We start from the raw sequence: 23818 nt of genomic DNA, 5'->3' as shown, positions 1-23818 counted from the left end.
ATGCCGGTTCACATGATTACGATGCCCAAGTGGGGCCTCTCGATGGAGCAGGGGCAGGTCAACGGATGGCTCAAGGCGCTGGGCGAGAAAGTCGGCAAAGGCGATGAGGTGCTCGACGTCGAAACGGACAAGATCGCGTCCGGCGTCGAGTGCGCTTTCGATGGCATCCTGCGTCGTCAGATCGCACAGGAGGGCGATACGTTGCCGGTGGGCGCACTGCTGGCGGTGGTGTCCGACGAAGCGACCACGGATGCGGAAATCGATCAGGCAGTCGAAGCATTCCAGCGCGACTTCGTGCCGGCCAGCGCCGATACCGCCGACGCGGGGCCGCAACCCGAGAAGGCGCAGATCGGCGGGCGCACCATCCGCTATCTGAAGATCGGCGAGGGCGGCACGCCTGTGGTCCTGATCCACGGTTTCGGGGGGGACCTGAATAACTGGCTCTTCAATCACGCCGATCTTGCCGCTCATCGCGCGGTATGGGCGCTTGATCTGCCGGGGCATGGCGAGTCAGGCAAGGCGGTCGAGGCAGGCGACGCGGACGAACTGGCGGCGAGCGTAATCGCGTTTCTCGACGATCGCGGTATCGGGCGCGCGCATCTGGTCGGACATTCGATGGGCAGTCTCGTCGCGATGACGGTCGCCGATAAGGCGCCGCAGCGGGTTGCTTCGTTGTCGTTGATCGCGGGCGCAGGTCTCGGCAAGGAGATCAATCGCGAGTATATCGACGGCTTTGTGGCTGGCAGCAGCCGCAACACGATAAAACCGCATCTGACGAAGCTGTTTGCGGATCCGTCGCTGGTGACCCGTCAACTGGTCGAAGACATCGTCAAGTACAAGCGTCTGGAGGGTGTGAACGAGGCTTTGCAGAAGATCGCCGCGTCGGCCTTCGAAGGCAACGTGCAGCGCAAGCTCTATCGCGATCGCCTCGCAACGCTCGCACCGCGCACGCTGGTGATCTGGGGCGCGCAGGATCAGATCATTCCCGCCAGTCACGCGCAAGGACTGGCGGGAGATGTCTCTGTGCATGTCGTTGAAGGGAAGGGACACATGGTGCAGATGGAGGCTGCATCGGAGGTGAACCGCCTGCTCAACGACTTCTTCGGAGACTAGCCGTGGCGCAGGCCGATCAACCACCCTGATACAACTTGTTCAGACGGGCGATCTCGCCATCGTGCTCGGCCTGAGCCAGTTCATGACGAACTTCGGCACGCGCCTTCGGCGCCGCGTTGATTTGATTCGGACTCCATTGCTGCGTTTGTGCGGCGACCGTCGGTTGAGCGGCGGTCGTTGCCGGCGTTGATGCATTTGAACCCGCAGACGTATCGGGGTTGTGTTGGGAAAGCGGCGAATTGCAATGTCGTGTATCACCGCGATGCCCAGATGCATGGCGATACGAATCACGGGTTTTCCGCCAGCAAGGATTTGATCTTCGCTTCGGTCTGGTCATAAGCACCTTCACCGAAATGCGTGTAGACGACGCGTCCCTTCTTGTCGACCAGATAGAACGCCGGCCAATACTCGTTGTCGTAGGCGTTCCACGTCGCATAGTGGTTGTCCTGCGCGACCGGGTAGGTGATGCCGAGGCGCTTGATCGCTTCCTTGACGTTGTCCGTGTTGCGTTCGAACGGATACTCGGGCGTGTGGACGCCCACTACCACCAGCCCCTGATTGCTGAACTGCTGATTCCAGGCCTTCACGTGAGGCAGCACGTCGATACAGTTGATGCAGGTGTAGGTCCAGAAGTCGACCAGCACCACCTTGCCGCGCAACTGCTGAATAGTCAGCGGGCTGCTATTGATCCAGTTGTCGATACCGGTGAAATCCGGAGCGGTATTGTTTTTGCCGGGAAGGGTGGCAGCCGGGGCCGCTGCCGGACTCGCCGCGAGAGCGGTAATGGCAGCGGCACCGCCAGCCACGGTGGCGGCAAACAGGATCGTGGCGGCGACGGATTTGAAGTTGGAGAACATCTCAGGGGCCTTTCGTTGAACGGGATGGCTGTATTGGAACGCCCGTTCGTATCTGGCTTGTGTCGCCGCGGTGGCTGCAGTGCAATGTTTTGTGTCGCGGGAATGCCCAGATACATTGGGATACAAAGCCTCGCCGGTACCAGGCTATAAAGCAGCCATTCCTATGGTGGAGAGTCCCATGAGTGCCCAACTGCCCGTCGATTGCCTTGAAGGCATCGACCCGTATACGCTGGAGGTCATCGTGGCCAATGGCGCGAACCAGTCAGTCGCGGAGGACGTATGAGGCGGCTGATGGCAATTCTCGCCTTCCTGGCGGGCGGACTTGCAGCGGAGATGGCGCACCCCGTGCAGTGTTTGCTGGTCAACGTGAACCGTGTGCGCGTCAATCGTCGGAAGGATTGAGCCATTGATGGAAAACACCGACCACATCCTGATCGTCGATGACGATCGCGGCATCCGCGAACTCATTGCGACCTATCTCGAGAAGAACGGCATGCGCGTATCGCTGGCCGCTAACGGTCGCCAGATGCGCGCCGTGCTGGAGCAGGGTGCGCCTGATCTGATCGTGCTCGACCTGATGATGCCCGGAGAGGACGGTCTGGTCCTGTGCCGCGAATTGCGTGCGGGCAAGTTTCGCGCGGTGCCGGTTTTGATGCTGACCGCCCGCAGCGAAGAGACGGATCGCATTGTCGGGCTGGAAATGGGCGCCGACGATTACCTGTCCAAGCCGTTTGCCGTGCGCGAACTGCTGGCGCGCATCCGCTCGGTCTTGCGCCGCGCGAGGATGCTGCCGCCCGGCATGCAGGTGACGGAAACCTCGCCGATGATCAGCTTTGGCGACTGGCGGCTCGACACTGTCGCGCGTCATCTGCTCGACGCCGAGGGCACCATGGTGGCCCTGAGCGGCGCGGAGTACCGCCTGCTGCGCGTATTTCTCGATCACCCGCAACGCGTGCTGACGCGAGACCAGTTGCTCAATCTGACCCAGGGCCGTCAGGCCGACGCGTTCGACCGCTCGATCGATCTGCTGGTGAGCCGTTTGCGGCAGCGCCTGCAGGACACCGCGCGCGAACCGCGCTACATCAAGACGCTGCGTAGCGAGGGCTACGTGTTCTCCGCTGCCGTGACCATGGTCGAAGGCGATCAATGAAACGCAATGCCTTGCTGCGATGGCCGCCGCGCACGCTGTTCGCCCGGCTCGCGCTGATTCTGTTTGTCAGCCTTGCGCTGGTGCAAACGCTGTCGGTCTGGCTCACCAGGACGGAGCGGGACCAGACCATGACCAACGTGATGATGGGTTACATCGAGCGCGAGGTTACGAGCTCGGTTGCGTTGCTCGATCATCTGCCGCCCAGCGAGCGTGCGGAATGGCTGCCGCGGCTGGCGCGGCGCACCTATACCTTCGCTCTGGGGCCCGGCGTAAGCGGTACGCCTCCTGACGCGGCGCTCTCGGCGAAGGTGGCGCAATCCATCGCGGATGGCATCGGCAAGCGCTATCCGCTCACGGCCAACGCCGTACCGGGCGACCCGGATCGCCTGCAGGTTCATCTGCAACTGAGTGACGGCACGCCGCTGACGATCGACTACCATCCCATGCCAAGCGCGCCGCTGTCACCGTGGTTGTCGTGGGTGCTGGTGCTGCAGCTGGTGGTGCTGGCCGCATGCTGCTGGCTGGCCGTACGCATCGCGACGCGCCCATTGAGCCAGTTGGCGCGGGCGGCCGATACGCTCGGCCCCGATCTCAAAGCGGAGCGTCTGCCCGAAGACGGGCCGGACGAAGTGGCGCGCGCAGCGCGGGCGTTCAATGCCATGCAGGACCGTATAAAGATGTACATGACCGAGCGCCTGCAGATCCTCGCGGCAATTTCGCATGACTTACAAACACCGATCACGCGCATGCGTTTGCGCCTGGATGTGATGGACGACAGTGCCGAGGGCGTAAAACTGCAGCAGGACCTGCGGGAAATGGAAACGATGGTCAAGGAAGGTGTCACGTACGCGCGCACCATGCACGGCGCCACCGAGGCGCCGTTGCGGATCGATCCGGATGCACTATTCGACAGCCTTGTGCTCGACTACGTGGATGCCGGCAAGGACGTGTCGCTGCATGGGCAAATCTCCACCGCGTTAGTGACGCGCCCCCAGGCGTTGCGCCGGATCGTGGGCAATCTGGTTGACAACGCGCTGAAGTTCGGCGGCTCGGCTGAAATCAGATTGGCCGCTTCGCAGGACGGGCAGGTGACAATCTCCGTGCTCGATCGCGGGCCGGGTATTCCGGCCGAATTGCTTGACGCGGTGTTCGAGCCGTTCTACCGGCTGGAAGGATCGCGCAACCGCGGCACGGGGGGTACGGGACTCGGCCTCGCGATTGCTCGTCAACTCGCTTTGGCGATGGACGCATCGCTCTCATTGCAGAACCGTCCCGAAGGCGGTCTGGAAGCCAGGCTCGTATTGAAGAGCGTTCGCTAGCGTTTCCGGACGGAGGCGGCGGTTGAACCTGCCGCCTCCGTCGTTTTGTATCGCAATGTATCGGCATCCTCGATAAATACAAATGCTTGCACTGGCGCTACTCCAGGACACAAGCCAGATACGTCCACGGGCTTTAATACTTCCACGCCAGACGCTCTGGCTTCGCAAATCAGACGTCCTAAAGGGCGTGTATGCGAACCACCTGTGACCATTCTTTGAGGAGAATCAGTGATGCCGGAACAGATCAACAATCGACGTCGTCTTCTGCTGGGGACGACCGTGGCTGGGATCAGCCTGCTGGAGTTGGGCCTGAGCGGACTCGCCAAAGCACAATCGAACAGCACGTCGGCGAATACACCGGGCGCAACGCGCGTTGCTTCGTTCGATAACCTTCGCCAGATCAACGCCGGGACACTGAGCATTGGGTATGCAGAAGCGGGCCCGCAGAACGGCCCTGTCGTCATTCTGCTGCACGGATGGCCGTACGATATCTACAGCTTCGCCGAGGTGACGCCGATACTTGCTGCCGCGGGCTATCGCGTCATCGTGCCGTATCTGCGTGGCTATGGTTCGACGCGCTTCCTCTCTACGGACACGCCGCGCAACGGGCAGCAGTCTGTGGTCGCCGTGGACATCATTGCGCTGATGGACGCCTTGAAGATCGACAAGGCAATCCTGGGCGGCTTCGATTGGGGCGCACGCACGGTCGATATCATCGCCGCGCTGTGGCCGCAACGCGTCAAGGCGATCGTCTCTGTGAGCGGCTATCTGATCGGCAATCAGGCGGCGGGCAAGGCACCGCTGCCACCGAAGGCGGAACTGCAGTGGTGGTATCAGTTCTATTTCGCCACGGAGCGTGGCCAGGCGGGTTATGAAGCGAACCGTCACGACTTCAACAAGCTGATCTGGCGCCTCGCGTCGCCTAAGTGGAATTTCGACGACGCGACTTACGACCGCTCGGCTGAGTCGTTCAACAATCCGGACCATGTTGCCGTGGTGATTCACAACTACCGCTGGCGTCTTGGTCTGGCTCAGGGCGAGCCGCAGTACGACGCACTCGAAGCGCGTCTCGCGACAGCGCCGGCCATCTCGGTTCCGGCCATCACCATGGAAGGCGATGCCAACGGCGCGCCGCATCCTGAACCGGCCGCCTACGCGAAGAAGTTCACCGGCAAGTATCAACACCGGAACATCGACGGCGGCATCGGACACAACCTGCCCCAGGAAGCGCCGAAGGCCTTTGCCGACGCCATCCTCGACGTCGCCCGACTCTAACCGCGAGGCAATCCGGCCGCCTTCATCCCGTCTGAGTGTAAACTGCTGCCTTTTTTGCCTCTGACGGAATGGTGCAAGCTTCGCAGCGTACAGCAGCTTCCAGCGGTCCGGCACTTATTCGCTTACTCGCCCGTCTGACGGACGTCGAGGTCGCCGAATCCAGCCAATCGCTCTCGGACCGGCTCAGCCAATGGCTCGGCTGGACCGACGCCATTGGGCTTTCCACCGCGCTGAGCGGCAACCCGCCGGTCGTCGCGCCCGGTGCGCGGGCGTTCGGCAGCGCGGAGGAGAGCGAGTGCGCCCGCGTGCGCGCTTCGCTGACGAGTACCATCGTCCGCGAGACCACGCTCTCTGCCGCCAACCGGCGCGGTTCGCCGAGAGAGCGTGCTCAAGCTGAGCCTACCGGGACGGTGCTCGATTACGCGGTGTTTCGTCAGCAATACCAGTCGATCCAGCAGACGATGGAGACCGACATCGGCAACCTGCGCGGCCGGCTGCGGGCCATGCTGGCCGCCAGAACGCCCGCCATGGCCCGCCTCGCGGTCGTCGACGCCGTCATGGAGCGTGCTCTGAGCCCGCGTGAGCGGAATCTGCTGACGGCTGTCCCCGGCATGCTCGCCGGACATTTCGACCGTCTGCGTCTGGCCGAGCAGGCTTCCCTGGCCGACACCGAAGCCGCAGGGGAGAGCGCAGCGGTCAAAGCCGGCGCATGGCAGAACGTGTTCCGCAAGGATATGCAGAGCGTGTTGCTCGCCGAACTGGAGGTTCGTTTTCAACCGGTCGAGGGGCTGCTTGCGGCTCTTCGCACCCCTTTGCACCCCGTAACCGGGACGCTATGTCCAAGTATCTGATTAATCTCGCTGTTTTTCTGGCCGGTCTGGCCGCCGTGTGCTGGATCGGGGTTGGCTACATCGGCTCGAATCCGCTGGCGCTGACCGTGACGTTGCTTGTGGGCGCGTGCTACGTCGCTGGCGCGCTTGAGCTGTGGCGCTACAGTCAGGGTACGAATACGTTGACGCGGGCGGTCGCCGGCCTGTCCGCGCGACCGTCCAGCCTGGGCGCCTGGCTCGAACCGATCGATCCGAGCCTACGCAATGCAGTGCGTCTGCGCGTCGAGGGCGAGCGCGTGGCCATGCCGGGACCGGCGTTGACGCCGTATCTGGTCGGCCTGCTCGTGTTGCTGGGCATGCTGGGGACGCTGCTGGGCATGGTAGCGACCCTGCGGGGCACCGGCCAGGCGCTGCAGAGCGCGACGGATCTCGATGCGATCCGCTCCTCGCTCGCCGCACCGGTCAAAGGGTTGGGATTCGCGTTCGGTACATCCATTGCCGGGGTGGCCACCTCCGCCATGCTTGGGCTGCTCTCCGCGCTGTGCCGGCGCGAACGGGTCGAAGCGGCGCAACTGCTCGACCTCAAGGTGGCGACGACTCTACGCGTCTACTCGCAGGCCCATCAGCGTGACGAGACCTTCAAGCTGCTGCAGCGGCAGGCTGAGACGATGCCGACGCTGGTCGATCGTCTGCAGGCAATGATGGCCACCATCGAGCAACAGAGCGTCGCCCTGAGCGAGCGGCAGATCGCCACTCAGGATGCCTTCCACAGCAAGGCTGCGGCCGCCTACACGCGCCTCGCGGCTTCGGTGGAGCAGTCGATGAGGGCGAGCGTCGCCGATAGCGCCCGCGCCGCCAGCGCGGCGCTGCAACCGGTCATGGAAGCAACGATGGCCGGTCTCGCGCGCGAAACCGCTGGCTTGCATAACACCGTGACGCAGGCCGTAGAACGGCAATTGGATGGGCTGTCGAGCGGCTTCGCAGCGGCTACCACGAACGTGGCGGGCATCTGGACCGAGGCGCTGGCAGGACAGCAACGTTCGAGCGAGGCGCTCGCGGAGAATCTGCATACTTCGCTGCAGCGCTTCACCGAGACGTTCGAGCAACGCTCGGCGGCGTTGCTGGAAAGCGTATCTACACGCATGGATGCCACGGCAGGCAGCGTGTCGCAAGCGTGGAGCGAAGCCCTGACGCGGCAAGAACGCGCGGGCGAGACGCTGGCTGGCCACAACGAGCAGGCTTTGGCTGCCGCCGCGGCGACCTTCGAACAGCACTCGGCGACGCTCCTGCGCGCCGTGAGCGAATCGCATGCGAACTTGCAGACGGAATTGGCTTCGCGCGACGAACAACGTCTGGCGGCGTGGACCCAGGTGCTTGGCTCGATGGCGGCGTCCCTTGCCAGGGAGTGGGAGCAGGCAGGCACCAGCACCGCAAACCGGCAACAGGAAATCTGCACAACGTTGGAGCAAACCGCGCGGGACATATCCGCTCAGAGTCAGGCGCACGCCAGCGAGACGATTGCCGAGATTTCGCGGCTCGTGCAAGCGGCTTCGGAAGCACCGAAAGCGGCGGCTGAAGTCGTCGCCGAATTGCGCCAGAAACTCTCCGACAGCATGGTCCGCGATACCGCGATGCTCGAAGAACGCAGCCGTCTGTTGGCTACGCTGGAGACGCTGCTCGACGCCGTCAACCACGCGTCCACGGAACAGCGCTCGGCCGTGGATGCGCTGGTGTCCACCTCGGCAGATCTGCTGGATCGCGTCGGCACGCAGTTCACCGACAAGGTCGAAGCTGAAACCGGCAAGCTCGGCGCTGTGGCCGCGCAGGTGACCGGCAGCGCCGTCGAAGTGGCGAGTCTCGGCGAAGCGTTCGGGGCGGCCGTGCAGATGTTCGGCGAGTCGAACGACAAGCTCGTCGCCCATCTGCAGCGCATCGAAACCGCGCTGGACAAGTCCCTCGCGCGCAGCGACGAACAGCTTGCCTACTACGTGGCGCAGGCTCGCGAAGTGATCGACCTGAGCATGATGTCGCAGAAGCAGATCGTCGAGGATCTGCAGACGATCGCGAGTCAGCGCGCTTCCGCCGGAGCCGATGCGGCATGAGCGAGGATATCGATGGCGGCGCGGAAGCGATCGCGCCGATATGGCCTGCCTTCGCCGATCTGATGTCGGCGTTGCTGGGCGCGTTCGTGCTGATCCTCGTGTGTGTGATTGGCGTACAGCTCGAACTTTCGACGCGGCTCGAACAGGAGGTCAAGCAGCGGCAGATGGAAACGCAGCGCCGCAAGACCCTCGAGCAGGCGTTGGCGGGGCCGCTGGCAGCGGGACGCGTCACGCTGGTGAACGGACGTATCGGCATCAATGGCAGCGTGTTGTTCGCGCTGAACTCGGATCAGTTGCAGCCTGAGGGCCGCGAGGTTTTGAAGAGCCTGGCCGGACCGCTGTCTGCCTATCTTCGGGCCAGTGACCAGATCCTGATGGTGAGCGGCTTTACCGACGACCGTCAGGTGAAGGGGGCTAACCGCGGCTTTGCCGACAACTGGGAGCTCTCGGCCCAGCGCGCGTTGACGGTGACGCGTGCGTTGATCGATGAAGGTATTCCGGCATCCTCAGTATTTGCGGCCGCATTTGGCTCCGGGCAGCCGGTCGGTTCGAATGCCGACGAAGCAGGACGTGCCCGCAATCGGCGCGTGGAAATCGCACCGGTTCCGAGGCCGTCGTCTGGCGCTACGGTGAAATCCGGTGACTAGCGGTAACAGTAACGGCAGCGGCGAGATGAGCGGCAGCGATATGGAAAGCGGAGTCCGCGCGACTCTCGACGCCTGGCGCGAGTGCGGCGCGGATCGTCTGAACCCTGTTCGCTTTCGTTTCATTGAGGCGCTGGAGCGGCGGGCCGCCGGCCATAACGGCGAGGCACGACGTATTCTCGACGACAGGCTTTCTGTGCTGGTCGAGGCGTATGCGCAGGATCTTGAACGCACCGCGTCGTGTGATACAGATGCTGGATCTACGGCCGTGGCGTCGTCGTTGGGCAATGTGCCGTCCGCTCGCGGAGCGCTTGCTGAATTGACCGCCTATATCGCCAATCATGCGCGGACGGCGCATGACCCCACGTCGCGCTTGCATTCGTATCCCGAACTCGATCTGCTCGATTACTTCAGAGAGATCTGGTCGAAGCTCAGCGCCGAGAGTCAGTTGCGCCAGTCGCTGGAGCAGGTGCCTGGCAATGCCGGGCCGCTCAATTCGAGCAGCCTCGTGCATCGGTCGCTTTCGCTAATGCGTGAGCTCTCGCCGGGTTATCTGCAGCAGTTTCTGTCGTACGTCGACGCCTTATCGTGGATGGAGCAACTGAACGGTGACGACACTGCAGCGAGTAAAGACGCGCCGCGTGCCGGAAGCGCGAAGAAGGGCGCCCGGGCCAAACACCGCTAGCGCTGACCGTTACCGTTAATCGCGCCGCAGAGGCTAGCTCGACGAGTTTGTCTGCTCGGCATTGCGGCAACCCAACAGACGCCGCAGCGTCCTAGGTTCTTCCACCACCACGCCAGCCTCCGCAACCTCGCGCCACCAGCGCTGACCGCGATGCGGCGCGCCCAGATCCAGCCGTTCTCCCATGCGCGGCGTCGCCAGCAGAATCCCGCGTGACATGGCGAGTCCTACCACGCGTTCGAACGGTTCCTGCCAGCGATGCATGGCCAGATCGAACGTGCCGTTGTGAATCGGCACCATCCAGCGGCCGCGCAGATCGACGTGAGCCTGCACGGTTTCATCGGGCTGCATGTGCACATACGGCCATTGCGCGTCGTAGGCGCCCGTTTCGAGCAGCGTCACATCGAACGGACCGAGCCGCTCGCCGATGGCTTTGAAACCATCGAAATAGCCGGTGTCGCCGCTGAAGAACACGCGCAGGTCGCCATCGACGATCACCCACGAGGCCCACAAAGTACTGTTGCCGTCAAAGAGGCTGCGGCCGGAGAAATGCTGGCCAGGCGTTGCGGTAAACGTCAGGCCGTCGATGTCGGTGCCTTGCCACCAGTCGAACTGACGGACCTTCGACGCATCGATGCCCCACTCGATCAGGCGGTCGCCGACACCCAGCGGCGTCAGGAACACGCCGGTTTTGGAGGCGAGCGCGAGCACCGTCTCGCGGTCCAGGTGATCGTAGTGGTCGTGCGAGAGAATCACGCCGCGCAGCGGCGGCAGATCGGCCAGTGCGATCGGCGGCGCGTGAAAACGCTTCGGGCCAAAGCGCCGGAAAGGCGACGCCCGTTCGGCGAAGACCGGATCGGTTATCCAGAATTCGCCGCGCAGCTTGAGCAGCATGGTCGAATGCCCGAGGCGATACAGGCTGCGATCCGGCGCCGCATCGAGTTGTTCGCGAGTCAGCGCGTCGACGGGCATCGCGGCCGCCGGCACCGTGCCGTCCGGCTTGTTGAGCAACACGTTCCAGGCGATGCTCAAGGTCTTGCCGAATCCTTCGACAGGACGCGGCTTGACGTTGCGAAAGCGTTCCCCGTCGTGCTGGGCTGAAGAGTCGAACGACTCACGCCCGCGACGGGCTGCTGTCAGGCCCAAAGCGCGGCGGATAGATCCGGTGAACGATGTCATGTAAGGCGTCCCGATGCAGAAGGTGGGCGGAAAGTAGACTGTTCAGTGTAGTTTATCCTGAAAAAAAGTAAACTGCATAGTGTAAAATTTGGCTATGGATACCCGCGATACGCCTCTTCGTCTGACCGACCGCAAGCGCGCCGCCGTCATCAGTGCGGCGATCGAGGAATTCCTTGCGGCCGGTTTCGACGCCACCAGCATGGACCGCGTCGCCGCTCGGGCCGGCGTCTCGAAACGCACGGTCTACAACCATTTTCCGAGCAAGGAAGCGCTGTTCGCCGCGATCATGCGGCAACTGTGGGAGTCGAGCGACGCTGGTGCGGCGCCGGCTTATTCCCCCTCGGAGCCGTTGCGCCCGCAGTTGCTCCAACTGTTGCTGAAAAAGCTCAGCCTGCTGAATAACGAGGCGTTTCTCTCGCTCGCGCGGGTGGCGATTGCGGCGGGCATTCATTCGCCGGAGCGCGCACGCGACATGGTGGCCCGCATGGGTGAGCGCGAAGAAGACCTGACCGTATGGGTCCGCGCGGCGGCGGCCGATGGGCGTCTTAAGACCACGGATCCGGTGTTCGCTTCGCTGCAGTTGCAGAGTCTTGTGAAAGCGTTCGCTTTCTGGCCGCAGGTGACGATGGGGCAGCCGCCGCTTGGCAAGGCCGAACAGACGCACGTAGCGGAATCCGCAGTGGATATGTTTCTGGCGCGCTATGCGTGAAGCGCGTGAAAGCTGAAGAGGAGTGGGAAATCCGGCCTATGCTATAGCGTCCGTCCTTTCTGCGATCTTCGGAGCGACCATGTCCATACCCGCAACTGAAAACGGCATCGTCACGGTGCCGACGCATCGTACGGTGGAGCAAGCCGCCGACAGACTCGCCTCGCTGATCGAAGCCAAGGGCATCCTCCTGTTTGCACGCATCAATTTCGCGGCGGATGCGGAGCGCGCCGGGCTCGCGATGAATCCGTCGCAATTGATCGTGTTCGGCAATCCGCGAGCCGGTACGCCGCTGATGCAGGCTGTGCCCACCGCCGCGCTCGATTTGCCGCTCAAGGTGCTGGTGTGGCAGGACGGCGACGGCCGCGTCTGGTACTCGTATAACGCGACAAGCTATCTGCAGGAACGGCATGGCCTCGCCGCGGATCTGATGAAACCCATAGACGCCGTTGTCTCGCTCGTGCAGGCTGCCGCGGCTGAGTGAGCGCAGCGGCGTACGAGTCAGATTCAGATCGTGCCGAACAGCGCTCTCGGACGGTCTTTTAGCGTGCCCGTCAACAACCGTAACGCACTCACCAGTTGATCGCGGCTCGTCGCGCAGGCGAGGTTGATCCGCACGCCATGTTCGATCTCGGAGCGGTCTACCGCAAACGCCGACGACGGCATCACCACCACGCCGCGCGCCTTCGCGTTGGCGGCGAAATCGTCGGCGCGCCAGGGCGGCGGCAACTTCAGCCACACGAACATGCAGGCCGGATCGGTTCGCAGGTAGGCCTGCGGCAGCAGTTCGCGCGCCAGATCCCGGCGCGCGCGAATTTCGGCAAGCTGGGCGTCCATGATATGGCGGGCGGTGCCGTCCTCGATCCAGATCGACGCGATCAGCATCGACATCGGCGCCGGCATCCACGCGGTCGTGCGCACGGCCTCCGCGCACAGCGCGGAGCTGTCCGGCGGACTCAGCAGATAACCGAGCCGTAACCCCGGCGCGAGGATTTTCGAGGTCGCCGCAATGTGAAACGTCCGTTCCGGACACAGGCTCGCGATGGTCGGCAGCCGCTGCGACACGAGCGGCCCGTAGACGTCGTCTTCGATGATCGCGACACCATGGCGGCGCGCGATATCGACAAGCGCCATCCTGCGTTCGAGACTCATCGTGATGACGGTCGGGTTCTGCAGATTCGGCACCGTGAAGATGGCCTTGACCGGCATGCGCTGGCACGCACGCTCGACGGCGTCGGTCAGCAGGCCATCCTGGTCGCTCGGAATGCCGACGATCTCAAACTGGAAGACCGGTGCGAGCGCCTTCAGGCCATAGTAGGTGAGCTGATCGGCGAGGATCACGCCATCCGTGCCGATCAGGCTGTTCAATACCGCATACAGGCCGTGTTGCGCGCCGCTTGTCACCACCACATGATCGGCCGCCGGCTCGAAGCCCGGCGCGGCCATCCAGCGGGCACCGGCGGCGCGTGCCCATAAAGGTCCCTGCGGCGGCTGATACTCCTGCAATTGCGGGTAGCGCGGATCGCGTGGCAAGTCCGCGAGGGTGCGTGCGAGGCAGGCCAGAAATTCGCCGGTAGCCGGCCGGTTCACGGTCAGGTCGATCGCTGCGTTGCTCGCCGTCTGGGCGGGGTCGACGCTTGGCATCGCGCCGCCCGTCACCAGTGAGCCGCGCCGCTTGCTGCCGATCACCAGACCGCGCAACTGCAATTCCTTGTAAGCGCGCGATACCGTCGACACGTTGATACCCAGCTCGGTGGCGAGCTGCCGCTGCGGCGGCAGGCGGCTACCGGGCGGATACACGCCGCTGCGAATCTCACTCTCGATCGAACTGGACACCTCGACATAGGTGGCGCGCTTTGCTTCGCCTGACGTGCCATTGGCGGCGCGTGCCGCGTCTTTGCCTGAAGCCATAGGAATGGGTGTCTCCATACAAAAAAGCTTTGTCCGCGATTGTGCGGAGTTGGGCCGATTCTATACCACATACGCCTCGCTGCAACCTTGCCAGACCGGCGGCATCGAGGCACACAGGTCACAGCAAGGTCCACGCCAGTGGCTATCCAGGGAAAATGCCAGGACCACACAATGAGCGTTTCAATTGCATACAAAAAAATATTGTGTGATTCTGAGTGTCATAGTTTGTCTGGTGACGAGTGCTTCGACTCCACCGGACAGCGTCAGACAAATGGGTCAACAGGAGTGTGTCGATGAACGTATCGCGGTCCACTGAATGCGCTTTGCCAGCCGGCGGGCCTGCGATGGAAGGGCGCGCATGATGTCGGATATCGCCATCGTCGGAGCGGGATTCATCGGCCTCGCGAGTGCCGCGGCGCTGATGCGCGACGGGCATCGAGTCACGCTGTTCGATCCGTCCGGCGTCGGGCAGGGGGCTTCGTACGGGAACGCCGGGACCTTCGCGCACTACGCGTGCATCCCGGTGAACAACCCGTCCGTGTTCCGCGATCTGCCGCGTTTTCTGCTGTCGAACGAAAGTCCGTTTCGCTTGCGCTGGAGCTATCTGCCGCAATTGGCGCCATGGCTCGTGCGATTCATGCTGAGTTCGTTGCCGCGCCGTTATGAGGCGAGCGCCGGAGCACTCGCCTCATTGCTCGGCTGCGCGCAGGACGGGTACGCGCCGCTCCTCAAGGCCGCGGAACTGGCGCGCTTTGTCCGGCCGCGCGAGTGTCTGTATCTGTATTCCAGCGTGGCAACGTTCGACGCGGCACGTCCTGCCCTCGATCTGCGGCGGAAGCTCGGTGTTGCCTTCGATGTTTTGTCGGCCACTGACATTCGCGCGCTCGAACCGTCGCTTGCGCCGATTTTCGAACGCGGCGTGTTGTTCAGCGACAGTTGGCACTTCTCCGATCCGCAGGGTTTCCTGCAGACACTTTATGGACGGCTCGCGGCGCAAGGGCTGACGCTGGAGCGCTCAGTCGTCAGTGCGGTGCAACCGGCGGCGGACGGCGCGACCTTGACGGCCGACGGTGTCGCAAGGCGCTTTAGCCACGTGGTGATCGCCACCGGCGCTCACTCTGCACGCTTCGCGAAACAGTGCGGCGATACCGTGCCGCTCGATACGGAACGCGGTTATCACGTGCGCTATCCGGGCGCGCAGCAACTGATTTCGCGGCCGGTCGGCTGGGCCGAGCGCGGCTTTTATATGACACCGATGAGCGACGGTATCCGCGTCGCCGGCACGGTCGAACTTGGCGGCTTCAAGGCGACGCAGAACCGCTCGCTGCTCGATCTCCTGACGTTCTCGTCGAAGCGGGCATTGCCCACGCTCGACGAGCCGGACAGCAGCTGGCTCGGTTTTCGTCCGACGCTACCGGACGGCGTGCCGGTGCTCGACCGCTCGAGCGCTAGTGAACGCGTGATCTATGCGTTCGGTCATCAGCATCTTGGACTGACGTTAGCGGGTATCAGCGGACGGATCGTTGCAGACCTGATCGCAGGTCGCGCGCCGCCGCTCGATCTCGCTCCCTACGCAGCCACCCGGTTCTAGATCGAGGCGGTAGCCTGGCCGCAAGTATCCACAGGACGGTCTCGACGCGTCGCGCATCGAACCGATAAACCTAAAGACAGCGCGACGTCACTTCTCGCAAGGAGCGCATCATGAATCGCCGCTATTGGCTTTTGAGTTTGGCCGCTTGCGCGCTAGCTACGCAAATGGCGCCGTCGTGGGCCGCCGATCCCGAAGTCGTCAAGATCGGTTTTGTCGGGCCGCTGACGGGCCCGGTTGCCCGTGTGGGCAAAGATTTGCAGTACGGCGCGCAGTTGGCCATCGACGAAGAGAACGCCCGGCATCCCACAATCGGCGGAAAGCCGGTCACGTTCGTGCTCGACGTGCAAGACGATCAGGCCGATCCGCACGTGGCGGTGCAGGTCGCGCAGAAGCTCGTCGATGACGGCGTGGTGGGCGTGATCGGCCACTACAATTCGGGTTGCAGCATTCCGGCATCCGCGGTTTATCACCAGGCGGGTGTGGCGATGATTACGCCGGGCTCAACCAATCCGGACCTCACCAAACAGGGCTACAAGAACGTGTTTCGCACGATGGGTCACGACGGCATAGGCGGTGTCGTTGCCGGGCACTTCGTGGTCGAGCAGTTGAAGCCTCAGCGTATCGCGATCATCGACGATCGCACTGCGTTTGGCGAAGGCCTCGCCAATGCGTTCGAAAAAGGCGTGAAGGAGGCGGGCGGCAATGTGGTCGATCGCGAGTTCACCAACGACAAGGCCATCGACTTTCGTTCCATCCTGACCACGCTGAAGAGCAAGAACGTCGATCTGATCTTCTTTGGCGGCCTCGATGAACAGGGGGCGATGCTCGTCAAGCAGATGCGCTCGCTGGGTATGACTACCCAGCTGTTTGGCGCGGGCGCGTTGAAGAGCAATGCGTTCCTGCAGATCGCCGGTGCGGCGGGCGATGGTACGCAGGATCTGGAGCCGGGACCGGCGCTCGACAAGCTTCCTGCCGCGCAGGAATTTGGCAAGCGCTATAAGGCGCGCTTTAATCAGGATGTCGAACTCTACGCGCCGTTTGCCTACGACGCTGCGCTCGCGATGATCAAGGCGATTCACAACGCCGATTCGCTCGACCGTGCGAAGATCGTCGACAGTCTATCTAAGGTCACAGTCACAGGTGTGACGGGCAAGATCACTTTTGACCCGTATGGAGATCTGATCAAGCCGCCTTATACGTTGTTTCAAGTCGAGCAGGGGCAGTGGAAGAGTATCAAGACGGTGGGCGGCAGCGGCGCCTGATTTTAGGTGTGGCGAGGTTCCCGGGGGTTTGCTTCCGGGAACATGAGCGAATGTCAGATCTTTGATATGCAGAACGTTCAGGCGACATCAGGCAGCCTGAGCCACAATTAATCGCACACCCCATCCCGCGCGAATCGTGACGTCGTCTGGTTGCAAGCGAGAGGGTCTTTGCAGTAACGCCTCTCGCAGTTGTTCGCGTGGCGCCATAAGCCTTCGCAAGCGTCGTTCAAAGCGCTGATTTCGCCGGATTCCCATACCCCCGTACTTCTCCTGGTACGCCTGAAAACGGGTTCGCTTTCCTGCCGGGTCCCACCGCCTGGCCTTACCCACTCTCGTTTTCAGCGCATCCCCCCGTCATTGTTTGCGATTCGCGAATGACGTATTCGGCGGTTGTGCCGTACCGGCCATGCCGCTCTTGCACCTATCTTTGCAGCATCGATGTCGTGCATCCACGCGCGCCGATCGATATCTGTTCAACGAACCCGACGGCGCGGCCGGAGCATGCAAACGTCGTTCGTCAGCAGCGAAGGCGCCGGTCGCCAGGCGCCCCGCATGCGGCGAGCGGCTCAAGGAGACAAAGATGAAATCGAACGACTGGGATGTGGCGTATGAGTGGAAAGCCGTGGTGCTGCTGGCACTCGGCTTCGGGCTGGTGGGCCTCGACCGGTGGCTGATCGCGCCGCTGTTCCCGTCCATCATGCGAGACCTGCACCTGACCGCGCAGGACGTCGGTAACTGCATCGGCATACTCGGGCTTTCGTGGGGCATCTTCGCAGCACTGATGGGCGGCATCTCCGACAAGATCGGACGTCGCAAGGTACTGATTCCTGCAATCATCGTTTTTTCGCTGCTCTCGGGCTTTTCCGGGCTCGCCGGCGGCCTGATGAGTCTGCTTGCCGTGCGCGCGCTGATGGGCGTCGCTGAAGGATCGTTTTGTCCGACGAGCTTCGCCGCCACCGCCGATGCGTCTCATCCGAAGCGGCGCGGCTTCAATCTCGGCCTCCAGCAAAGTGGCTTCGCGTTATTCGGACTTGCACTGTCGCCGATCATCGCAACGCAATTGCTTAGCGTGATGTCGTGGCGCGGGGTGTTCGCGCTGGTGTCGATTCCTGGCCTGATTCTCGGTCTGCTGATGTTCCGCGTGATCCGCGAGCCACAAGGCGCGCCGAAGCCCGTCGCGACGACCGCCGCCCGTGGCAACTGGCGCGACGTGCTGAAGAGCCGCAACATTCGCGTCGCGATGGCAGCGCTGTTCTGCGCGATGACGGGCGTGTTTGTGCTGGGCGCGATGCTGCCGCTCTATCTCACCGAATATCTGTCGCTCGACACGCAGCGCATGGGCGTCGTCGTATCGGCGATCGGATTCGGTGGATTCATCGGACAGTTCGGCTTGCCGGGCCTGTCCGATCTCGTCGGGCGGCGCGTGGCGAGCATCGTCGGCTTTGCGGGCACAGCGGTCATGCTGTACCTGTTCCGTGGACTCGGCGCACAGCCGGTCGAACTGTTCGCGGTGCTGTTCGTCGCGTCGTTCTTCACGCTTGGCCTGGTTTCCTTGTTGTCGGGACCCGTCGCGACGGAGGCCGCACCCGTGGGAATGATTTCGACAGCAATCGGTGTCGTGGTAGGCGCGGGCGAGATCTTTGGCGGCGGCGTCGCCCCGGCGCTCGCCGGCTTCGTCGCGACGCATTTCGGAATCCAGAACATTCTCTGGCTGCCGATCTGCGCAGTGTTGCTCGGTATCGGCGTGAGTCTGCTGCTCGAAGAAACTGCGCCGGCTATCCTGCGCCGGCGCAATATCCGCGCTGCGCTCGAATTGCCAGCGACTGGACGGCCCGACTAGCTCATCCGATTCCGCACGATTACGCGCGGCGCATTGCTCCGGAAAAACCCCAGGCATTCCGGAGCGATGCGCCGCCGGCTGTTGCAGCACGGCCCATGTACACTGACGTGCTGAACCGGAGCGGCCGGTGCGATCGGCGGAGAGGGAAGCAGCGTGGACCGTTTTCTGAGTATCGAAGCCTTCGTGCGCGTAGCGGAGACTAGCAGCTTTGCCGAAGCGTCGCGGCAACTCGGCGTGACGAGCTCGGTCATCACGACCCGCATCCAGCAACTGGAGAAGTTCGTCAACGCACCGCTCTTTCATCGAAGCACGCGGCATGTGCGGCTATCCGAAGTGGGCGAAGCGTTCTATCGCGAATGCGCGGAAGTGGTCGGGCGCGTCAACGAACTGACCGACCAGATGCGCGAACTGCGCGCGACGCCCACTGGCCGGATGCGCATCCAGGTGCTGCCGGGCTTCGCACTAGGCCACTTCGGAGCGCCCCTCGCCGAATTCAATCGTCGCTATCCCGGCATCCAGCTCGACGTGATCGTCAACGACCGGGTCGTCGATCCCATCGAAGAAGGTTTCGACGTCGCGTTCCAGATCTTCCCGCCCATTTCCGAATCACTGATCGAGCGACGGCTCTTCGCGGTGCGCCGGCTGTTCTGCGCGACCCCGGCGTATGTCCGCGAGCATGGCGCGCCGCAACATCCCCGCGATTTGCTGCAGCACACCACGGCGCTGTATTCGGGCTATCCGTCGCGCAATCGATGGACCATGACACGCGGCGACGAAGTCGTCGAAATGGAGTTGCCGGGCATGATCCGGTCGAACTCCGTGCACCTGCTGCGCGACTACGCATTGACGGGCGGCGGTGTCGTATGTCTGCCGACGCTTGTGGCGAGCGCCGCGCTGCTGGACGGCTCGCTCGTGCCGATCCTGACGGAGTACACGTTGTCGGCGCTGAGCTTTGCAGCTGTTTATCCCGCAACGCAACGACAGGCGCTGAAGGTGAAAGCGCTCGTCGAGTTTCTCGCCGAATATCTCGGCCCCGAGCCTGCATGGGATCGGCCGCTGATCGAGCGCGGCTGGGTGAGCTAGCGCGGCGATTATTTGCAAAGCGCAAATGCCGTAGTCGCCCGATTGCCGGTTGTTGCCGTCCTGCTGTGCTCCTAAAGTTCAATCCAACGACAAACACTTTTCATCACAGGAGACAGCGATGACCGAGTCGTCATTCCACACCATTTTTGCCTCGCTCGACGGCTACCGCAAGGGCGAGATCGAAATCACGAGCGGCGACGCGCGCCACTACGTGTTCTCCAACGTCTTCGAAGTCGCGGCCCACTCCACGCCCTACGAAAAGGTCGTGGTCGGCAAGAACCTCGACTATGTGATCGAGACGTTGCGTACCGAAGGACAGTCCGCCTGGTTTGCCTGCGCGCACGACGAATTCGTGATCCTGATGGATGGCGAAGTCCGCATCGACTTTATCCAGCTGGCTGCGCCGCCGAAGAGCGGCATCGGCACCGTTCACGCGGGCGCCAACCCCGCTGGCCGTCCGATGGGCCACGTGGTACTGCGCCGTGGCCACCAGGCGCTGCTGCCGGCCGGCTGTGCGTACCGCTTCAGCGCGGAGAAAAGCGGCGTCGCGCTCGTGCAGACGATGGTCGGCGAGCTCTCGGTACAGAAGTGGGCCGACATCTGCCTGCATTGAAACGCATCGCCGAACCGAACATCGCCCCATTCAGGAGACAAGCCATGGCAACCCTCACGACCAACGACCATCCGGCCGGCTTTGCCGCGGACACCGTGCGCGCAAGCGAACCCGACACCGTAACCGGCTATCGCCGCTTCACGCTCGGCGAATTCGAATTCAAGCGCGACGAGTACTTCGTCAAGATCAACTGGCCGGCCAAAGGTCAGATCCGCACCCATAACGTTCCCGCCGACGCTTTCCTGCGTGCCATGATGCGCGATGTCGCGTGGGGCTTCTTCTACGGCTGGGTTAATTTCGATCATGTGTTCGGCACGCGTAATCACTACGGCAAGGTCGATGTGTACGCGGGCTCGTTTAACGGCATCATGAAGGAGGCGGGCGTCGACTATATCGAGACCTTCGAAACGCCGACGATCATGGCGACCTTCAAGGCGATCCTGCACGACTGGACCAACGAAGGTTTCGATCCGTTCGCGGCGCCGGAAGAAACCGGCACGGCATTCGGCCGCAAGCACGGCGACAACGACGCAGCGATCGAACGCACGCGTGTTGCGACACGCCGCATGCCGGGCCTCGAAGGCGACTCGCCGCTGCGCGACGAGCTTCCCGTGAACCGCGCATTCGCCGACGTCGTGCAGGACGAGCCCGAAGTGCATGTCGAACCCGGCTTCGAAGGGCAGTTGCACGCGTTCAATCTGTTCAAGTATCTGTCGCGCTCGGACGTCACGTGGAATCCGTCGGTCACGTCGGTGTGCGGGCAAAGCCTGTTCTGTCCGACCACCGAGGAATACATCCTGCCGGTTTTTCATGGCAACGATCGCGTCGAGTGGTTCCTGCAGCTTTCGGACGAGATCGTCTGGGACATCGGCGACAAGAACACGGGCGCGCCGCGCGCGCGGATCACGATGCGCGCGGGCGACATCTGCGCGATGCCGGCCGATATCCGCCATCAAGGCTATTCGACCAAACGCTCGATGCTGCTCGTCTGGGAGAACGCTACGCCAGGCCTGCCGAAGCGCTACGAGAGCGGCGAACTGAAGCCCTATCCGGTCGACTTCTGAGCCACCGGTTACTCGGTTCACTGCGCCTGCACTCCCTGAAGGACTACTATGCAAACCCAACTGTTCATCGACGGCCGGTTCACGGATGCCGTCGAAGGCGGCACGATCGATGTGCTCAATCCGCATGACGGCTCGCTGATCACGAAAATCGCCGCCGCCACTGCCGCCGATGTCGATCTCGCCGTAGAAGCCGCCGCGCGCGCATTCCCGAAGTGGTCCGCGATGGCGGCCGCGGATCGAGGCCGTCTGCTGCTGCGTCTTGCCGACGCGATCGAAGCCAACGCCGAAGAGCTCGCGCAACTCGAATCGCTCGACACCGGCCATCCGATCCGCGATTCGCGTGCGCTCGACGTGCCGCGTACGGCCGCGTGCTTCCGCTACTTCGGAGGCATGGCCGACAAGCTGCAAGGCTCCGTGATTCCCGTCGAAACCGGCTTTCTCAACTACGTGCAACGCGCGCCGATCGGCGTCGTGGGGCAGATCGTGCCGTGGAATTTCCCGCTGATGTTCACGAGCTGGAAGATGGGCCCCGCGCTGGCCGCCGGCAACACGGTTGTGCTCAAGCCCTCGGAAATCACGCCGCTTTCGACGCTGCGCATCGTCGAGCTGATGGCCGAGGTCGGCTTTCCGGCGGGTGTCGTCAACATCGTCGCGGGCTACGGCCACACGGCCGGACAGCGGCTCGCCGAACATGAAGGTGTCGGCAAGATCGCGTTCACCGGTTCGACGGCGACGGGGCGGCGTATCGTCGAGGCGTCGCAGGGCAATCTCAAGCGCGTGCAACTCGAACTGGGCGGGAAGGGCGCCAACATCGTCTTCGACGATGCCAGTCTGGACGCAGCCATCAACGGTGCAGCGTGGGCGATCTTCCACAACCAGGGGCAGGCCTGCATCGCTGGATCGCGACTGATCCTGCACGAGCGTATCGCAGATGCCTTCCTCGAGCGCTTTGTCGCGCTGGCGTCGACGATTCGCGTTGGCAATCCGCTCGATCCCGAGACCGAAATGGGGCCGCTCACATCCAGGCAGCATCTCGAACGCGTGCTCGCGTATGTCGATGTCGCGCGCGAACAGGGTGGCCGCGTGCTGACCGGCGGCACCGCGCCGCGCGACGCTGCGCTCGCGAACGGCTATTACGTGCGGCCGACCGTCGTCGAAGCTGCGACGCCGAACGATCGCATCGCGCAGGAAGAAGTGTTCGGGCCGTTCGTGACGGTGCTGCGTTTTCGTACCGATGAAGAAGCACTGGCGATCGCCAATGGCACTGACTACGGCCTTGGCAGCGGACTGTGGACGCGCGATCTGTCGCGCGCGCATCGCATCGCTGGGCAGATTCAGGCGGGCATGTGCTGGATCAACTGCTACAAGCGCGTCAATCCGGGTAGTCCGTTCGGCGGTGTGGGGAAATCGGGCTACGGCCGCGAGATGGGCTTCGAGGCGATGCACGACTACACGGAAGCGCGATCGGTATGGGTCAATGTCGATGGCAATGTGCCGCCGCATTTCCAGCGCTGAGGTTCGCATGGAGCGCTTCGTCTATCAGGGCACGCCTTCGCGCGTAGTGTTCGAATGGGGCGCGCTCGCGACGCTGCCCGCGGAAGTGGAGCGCCTCGGCGCCCGCCGCGCGCTGATTCTCGCGACGCCCGACCAGCGTCCGCTAGCCGATGAAGTAGCGCGCGTGCTCGGCGCACGCGCCGCAGGCGTGCATGCGCAGGCCGTGATGCACGTGCCGGTCGAAGTGGCGCGCGCCGCACGTGATGCAGCGCAAGCGCTCGATGCCGACTGTTGCGTGGCCGTGGGCGGCGGCTCGACGATCGGGCTTGGCAAGGCGATCGCGCTCGAATCGTCGCTGCCGATCGTTGCAGTGCCCACGACTTACGCCGGTTCCGAGATGACGCCGATCTACGGGCTCACCGAAGGCCGTCTCAAGCGAACGGGCCGCGACACGCGCGTGTTGCCGCGCACGGTGATCTACGATCCGTCGCTCACGCTATCGTTGCCGGCGGCGGTGTCGGCAGCGTCGGGCATCAACGCGATGGCGCACGCGGTGGAAGCGCTCTATGCCGAAGACGCGAACCCTGTCATCAGCCTGATGGCGGAAGAAGCGATCCGCGCGCTGGGCGAAGCGTTGCCCGTCATCGTCCGTACACCTGATGACAAGGCGATGCGCAGCCGCGCGCTGTACGGCGCGTGGCTCGCGGGAACGTGCCTCGGATCGGTGGGCATGGCGCTGCATCACAAACTGTGTCACACGCTCGGCGGCACGTTCAATCTGCCGCACGCGCAAACACATGCAGCGATGCTGCCGCATACCGCGCACTATAACCATGCCGCAGCACCCGGCGCGCTGACGCGAGTGGCGCGTGCGCTCGGCGGCAACGTTGCGGCCGATGCTGGTCCGCTGCTGTTCGAGCTCAACCGCACACTCGATATTCCGGCGGCGCTTGAGCAGATCGGCATGCCGGAAGAAGGGCTCGACGAAGCGGCGAATCTCGCGTGCAAGAATCCCTATGCGAATCCACGCCCCATCGAACGCGACGCGATTCGCGCGCTGCTGCAGCGCGCGTGGCAAGGTTCGGCGCCGGCCTGAGCGCAAA

22 protein-coding genes are annotated in these 23818 nt (G+C 63.3%); 18 read left to right on the top strand and 4 right to left on the bottom strand.

Going from position 1 to position 23818, the window contains the following annotated elements:
* A complete protein-coding gene (locus P3T20_RS01750; protein WP_429285862.1) occupies positions 1-1113 on the top strand; it encodes an acetoin dehydrogenase dihydrolipoyllysine-residue acetyltransferase subunit in 1113 nt (370 codons plus the stop codon).
* A gap of 16 nt (positions 1114-1129) precedes the next feature.
* On the opposite strand, the gene P3T20_RS01745 is transcribed toward P3T20_RS01750, so the two are convergent.
* A complete protein-coding gene (locus tag P3T20_RS01745) occupies positions 1130-1450 on the bottom strand; it encodes a DUF4148 domain-containing protein (protein WP_429285861.1) in 321 nt (106 codons plus the stop codon).
* Entirely contained in the window at positions 1401-1970 is a 570-nt protein-coding gene (locus tag P3T20_RS01740) for a thioredoxin family protein (protein WP_429285860.1), read from the bottom strand. The genes P3T20_RS01745 and P3T20_RS01740 overlap by 50 nt, the downstream gene beginning before the upstream one ends.
* Before the next feature lie 409 nt (positions 1971-2379).
* On the opposite strand from P3T20_RS01740, the gene P3T20_RS01735 reads away from it, so the two are divergent.
* The 7 genes from P3T20_RS01735 (at position 2380) to P3T20_RS01705 (ending at position 9975) form a co-directional block, all read left to right on the top strand.
* Complete coding sequence (locus P3T20_RS01735) at positions 2380-3120, top strand: response regulator (protein WP_074268931.1); 741 nt, start codon at positions 2380-2382, stop codon at positions 3118-3120.
* Complete coding sequence (locus P3T20_RS01730; RefSeq protein ID WP_429285859.1) at positions 3117-4439, top strand: ATP-binding protein; 1323 nt, start codon at positions 3117-3119, stop codon at positions 4437-4439. The genes P3T20_RS01735 and P3T20_RS01730 overlap by 4 nt, the downstream gene beginning before the upstream one ends.
* A gap of 231 nt (positions 4440-4670) precedes the next feature.
* Complete coding sequence (locus tag P3T20_RS01725; RefSeq protein ID WP_429285858.1) at positions 4671-5714, top strand: alpha/beta fold hydrolase; 1044 nt, start codon at positions 4671-4673, stop codon at positions 5712-5714.
* Between the two features lie 68 nt (positions 5715-5782).
* The gene (locus P3T20_RS01720) at positions 5783-6565 is read left to right on the top strand and encodes a DUF3348 domain-containing protein (RefSeq protein WP_429285857.1); all 783 of its coding nucleotides are present in this window, start codon (positions 5783-5785) and stop codon (positions 6563-6565) included.
* Positions 6550-8646, top strand: coding sequence for a DUF802 domain-containing protein (locus P3T20_RS01715; protein ID WP_429285856.1), 2097 nt, complete (start codon positions 6550-6552; stop codon positions 8644-8646). Before P3T20_RS01720 ends, P3T20_RS01715 begins: the two co-directional genes overlap by 16 nt.
* Positions 8643-9293, top strand: a complete 651-nt coding sequence (locus tag P3T20_RS01710; RefSeq protein WP_074268926.1) for an OmpA family protein — start codon at positions 8643-8645, stop codon at positions 9291-9293. The genes P3T20_RS01715 and P3T20_RS01710 overlap by 4 nt, the downstream gene beginning before the upstream one ends.
* Positions 9294-9318: 25 nt before the next feature.
* A complete protein-coding gene (locus P3T20_RS01705; RefSeq protein WP_074268925.1) occupies positions 9319-9975 on the top strand; it encodes a DUF2894 domain-containing protein in 657 nt (218 codons plus the stop codon).
* A 33-nt stretch (positions 9976-10008) separates the two neighbouring features.
* On the opposite strand, the gene P3T20_RS01700 is transcribed toward P3T20_RS01705, so the two are convergent.
* Entirely contained in the window at positions 10009-11151 is a 1143-nt protein-coding gene (locus P3T20_RS01700) for an MBL fold metallo-hydrolase (RefSeq protein WP_074268924.1), read from the bottom strand.
* A 94-nt stretch (positions 11152-11245) separates the two neighbouring features.
* On the opposite strand from P3T20_RS01700, the gene P3T20_RS01695 reads away from it, so the two are divergent.
* Both P3T20_RS01695 and P3T20_RS01690 read left to right on the top strand, forming a co-directional pair.
* A complete protein-coding gene (locus P3T20_RS01695; RefSeq protein ID WP_429285855.1) occupies positions 11246-11860 on the top strand; it encodes a TetR/AcrR family transcriptional regulator in 615 nt (204 codons plus the stop codon).
* Positions 11861-11939: 79 nt separating this feature from the next.
* Positions 11940-12341: a DUF302 domain-containing protein gene (locus P3T20_RS01690; RefSeq protein WP_074268922.1), complete on the top strand. Its 402-nt coding sequence runs from the start codon at positions 11940-11942 to the stop codon at positions 12339-12341.
* A 23-nt stretch (positions 12342-12364) separates the two neighbouring features.
* Here P3T20_RS01690 and P3T20_RS01685 read toward each other — a convergent pair whose 3' ends face one another.
* A complete protein-coding gene (locus P3T20_RS01685; protein WP_074268921.1) occupies positions 12365-13768 on the bottom strand; it encodes a PLP-dependent aminotransferase family protein in 1404 nt (467 codons plus the stop codon).
* Positions 13769-14129: 361 nt separating this feature from the next.
* On the opposite strand from P3T20_RS01685, the gene P3T20_RS01680 reads away from it, so the two are divergent.
* From P3T20_RS01680 to P3T20_RS01645, 8 genes are all read left to right on the top strand, one after another.
* Entirely contained in the window at positions 14130-15359 is a 1230-nt protein-coding gene (locus P3T20_RS01680; RefSeq protein WP_074269502.1) for an NAD(P)/FAD-dependent oxidoreductase, read from the top strand.
* A gap of 110 nt (positions 15360-15469) precedes the next feature.
* Complete coding sequence (locus P3T20_RS01675; RefSeq protein WP_074268920.1) at positions 15470-16621, top strand: branched-chain amino acid ABC transporter substrate-binding protein; 1152 nt, start codon at positions 15470-15472, stop codon at positions 16619-16621.
* Positions 16622-17201: 580 nt separating this feature from the next.
* Complete coding sequence (locus tag P3T20_RS01670) at positions 17202-18461, top strand: MFS transporter (RefSeq protein ID WP_429285854.1); 1260 nt, start codon at positions 17202-17204, stop codon at positions 18459-18461.
* Positions 18462-18614: 153 nt separating this feature from the next.
* Positions 18615-19544 (top strand): LysR family transcriptional regulator, encoded by a 930-nt coding sequence (locus P3T20_RS01665; RefSeq protein ID WP_074268918.1) that lies wholly within the window; start codon positions 18615-18617, stop codon positions 19542-19544.
* 118 nt (positions 19545-19662) lie between these two features.
* The gene (locus tag P3T20_RS01660; protein ID WP_429285853.1) at positions 19663-20157 is read left to right on the top strand and encodes a hydroxyquinol 1,2-dioxygenase; all 495 of its coding nucleotides are present in this window, start codon (positions 19663-19665) and stop codon (positions 20155-20157) included.
* 44 nt (positions 20158-20201) lie between these two features.
* Complete coding sequence (locus P3T20_RS01655; RefSeq protein WP_074268916.1) at positions 20202-21221, top strand: hydroxyquinol 1,2-dioxygenase; 1020 nt, start codon at positions 20202-20204, stop codon at positions 21219-21221.
* Positions 21222-21269: 48 nt separating this feature from the next.
* A complete protein-coding gene (locus P3T20_RS01650) occupies positions 21270-22736 on the top strand; it encodes an aldehyde dehydrogenase family protein (protein ID WP_074268915.1) in 1467 nt (488 codons plus the stop codon).
* A 7-nt stretch (positions 22737-22743) separates the two neighbouring features.
* The gene (locus P3T20_RS01645) at positions 22744-23811 is read left to right on the top strand and encodes a maleylacetate reductase (RefSeq protein ID WP_429285852.1); all 1068 of its coding nucleotides are present in this window, start codon (positions 22744-22746) and stop codon (positions 23809-23811) included.
* The last annotated feature ends 7 nt before the right edge of the window (positions 23812-23818 follow it).

Source organism: Paraburkholderia sp. GAS206C (assembly GCF_050435645.1).
GTDB lineage: Bacteria > Pseudomonadota > Gammaproteobacteria > Burkholderiales > Burkholderiaceae > Paraburkholderia > Paraburkholderia phenazinium_B.
This window is presented reverse-complemented; position numbering and strand designations above follow the sequence as displayed.

What these genes read in the sequence shown, in the direction of transcription:
- P3T20_RS01750 (WP_429285862.1), top strand. Translation starts at nt 1, where the DNA reads ATGCCGGTTCACATGATTACGATGCCCAAGTGGGGCCTCTCGATGGAG.
- P3T20_RS01745 (WP_429285861.1), bottom strand. Translation starts at nt 1,450, where the DNA reads ATGACCAGACCGAAGCGAAGATCAAATCCTTGCTGGCGGAAAACCCGT.
- P3T20_RS01740 (WP_429285860.1), bottom strand. Translation starts at nt 1,970, where the DNA reads ATGTTCTCCAACTTCAAATCCGTCGCCGCCACGATCCTGTTTGCCGCC.
- P3T20_RS01735 (WP_074268931.1), top strand. Translation starts at nt 2,380, where the DNA reads ATGGAAAACACCGACCACATCCTGATCGTCGATGACGATCGCGGCATC.
- P3T20_RS01730 (WP_429285859.1), top strand. Translation starts at nt 3,117, where the DNA reads ATGAAACGCAATGCCTTGCTGCGATGGCCGCCGCGCACGCTGTTCGCC.
- P3T20_RS01725 (WP_429285858.1), top strand. Translation starts at nt 4,671, where the DNA reads ATGCCGGAACAGATCAACAATCGACGTCGTCTTCTGCTGGGGACGACC.
- P3T20_RS01720 (WP_429285857.1), top strand. Translation starts at nt 5,783, where the DNA reads ATGGTGCAAGCTTCGCAGCGTACAGCAGCTTCCAGCGGTCCGGCACTT.
- P3T20_RS01715 (WP_429285856.1), top strand. Translation starts at nt 6,550, where the DNA reads ATGTCCAAGTATCTGATTAATCTCGCTGTTTTTCTGGCCGGTCTGGCC.
- P3T20_RS01710 (WP_074268926.1), top strand. Translation starts at nt 8,643, where the DNA reads ATGAGCGAGGATATCGATGGCGGCGCGGAAGCGATCGCGCCGATATGG.
- P3T20_RS01705 (WP_074268925.1), top strand. Translation starts at nt 9,319, where the DNA reads ATGAGCGGCAGCGATATGGAAAGCGGAGTCCGCGCGACTCTCGACGCC.
- P3T20_RS01700 (WP_074268924.1), bottom strand. Translation starts at nt 11,151, where the DNA reads ATGACATCGTTCACCGGATCTATCCGCCGCGCTTTGGGCCTGACAGCA.
- P3T20_RS01695 (WP_429285855.1), top strand. Translation starts at nt 11,246, where the DNA reads ATGGATACCCGCGATACGCCTCTTCGTCTGACCGACCGCAAGCGCGCC.
- P3T20_RS01690 (WP_074268922.1), top strand. Translation starts at nt 11,940, where the DNA reads ATGTCCATACCCGCAACTGAAAACGGCATCGTCACGGTGCCGACGCAT.
- P3T20_RS01685 (WP_074268921.1), bottom strand. Translation starts at nt 13,768, where the DNA reads ATGGCTTCAGGCAAAGACGCGGCACGCGCCGCCAATGGCACGTCAGGC.
- P3T20_RS01680 (WP_074269502.1), top strand. Translation starts at nt 14,130, where the DNA reads ATGTCGGATATCGCCATCGTCGGAGCGGGATTCATCGGCCTCGCGAGT.
- P3T20_RS01675 (WP_074268920.1), top strand. Translation starts at nt 15,470, where the DNA reads ATGAATCGCCGCTATTGGCTTTTGAGTTTGGCCGCTTGCGCGCTAGCT.
- P3T20_RS01670 (WP_429285854.1), top strand. Translation starts at nt 17,202, where the DNA reads ATGAAATCGAACGACTGGGATGTGGCGTATGAGTGGAAAGCCGTGGTG.
- P3T20_RS01660 (WP_429285853.1), top strand. Translation starts at nt 19,663, where the DNA reads ATGACCGAGTCGTCATTCCACACCATTTTTGCCTCGCTCGACGGCTAC.
- P3T20_RS01655 (WP_074268916.1), top strand. Translation starts at nt 20,202, where the DNA reads ATGGCAACCCTCACGACCAACGACCATCCGGCCGGCTTTGCCGCGGAC.
- P3T20_RS01650 (WP_074268915.1), top strand. Translation starts at nt 21,270, where the DNA reads ATGCAAACCCAACTGTTCATCGACGGCCGGTTCACGGATGCCGTCGAA.
- P3T20_RS01645 (WP_429285852.1), top strand. Translation starts at nt 22,744, where the DNA reads ATGGAGCGCTTCGTCTATCAGGGCACGCCTTCGCGCGTAGTGTTCGAA.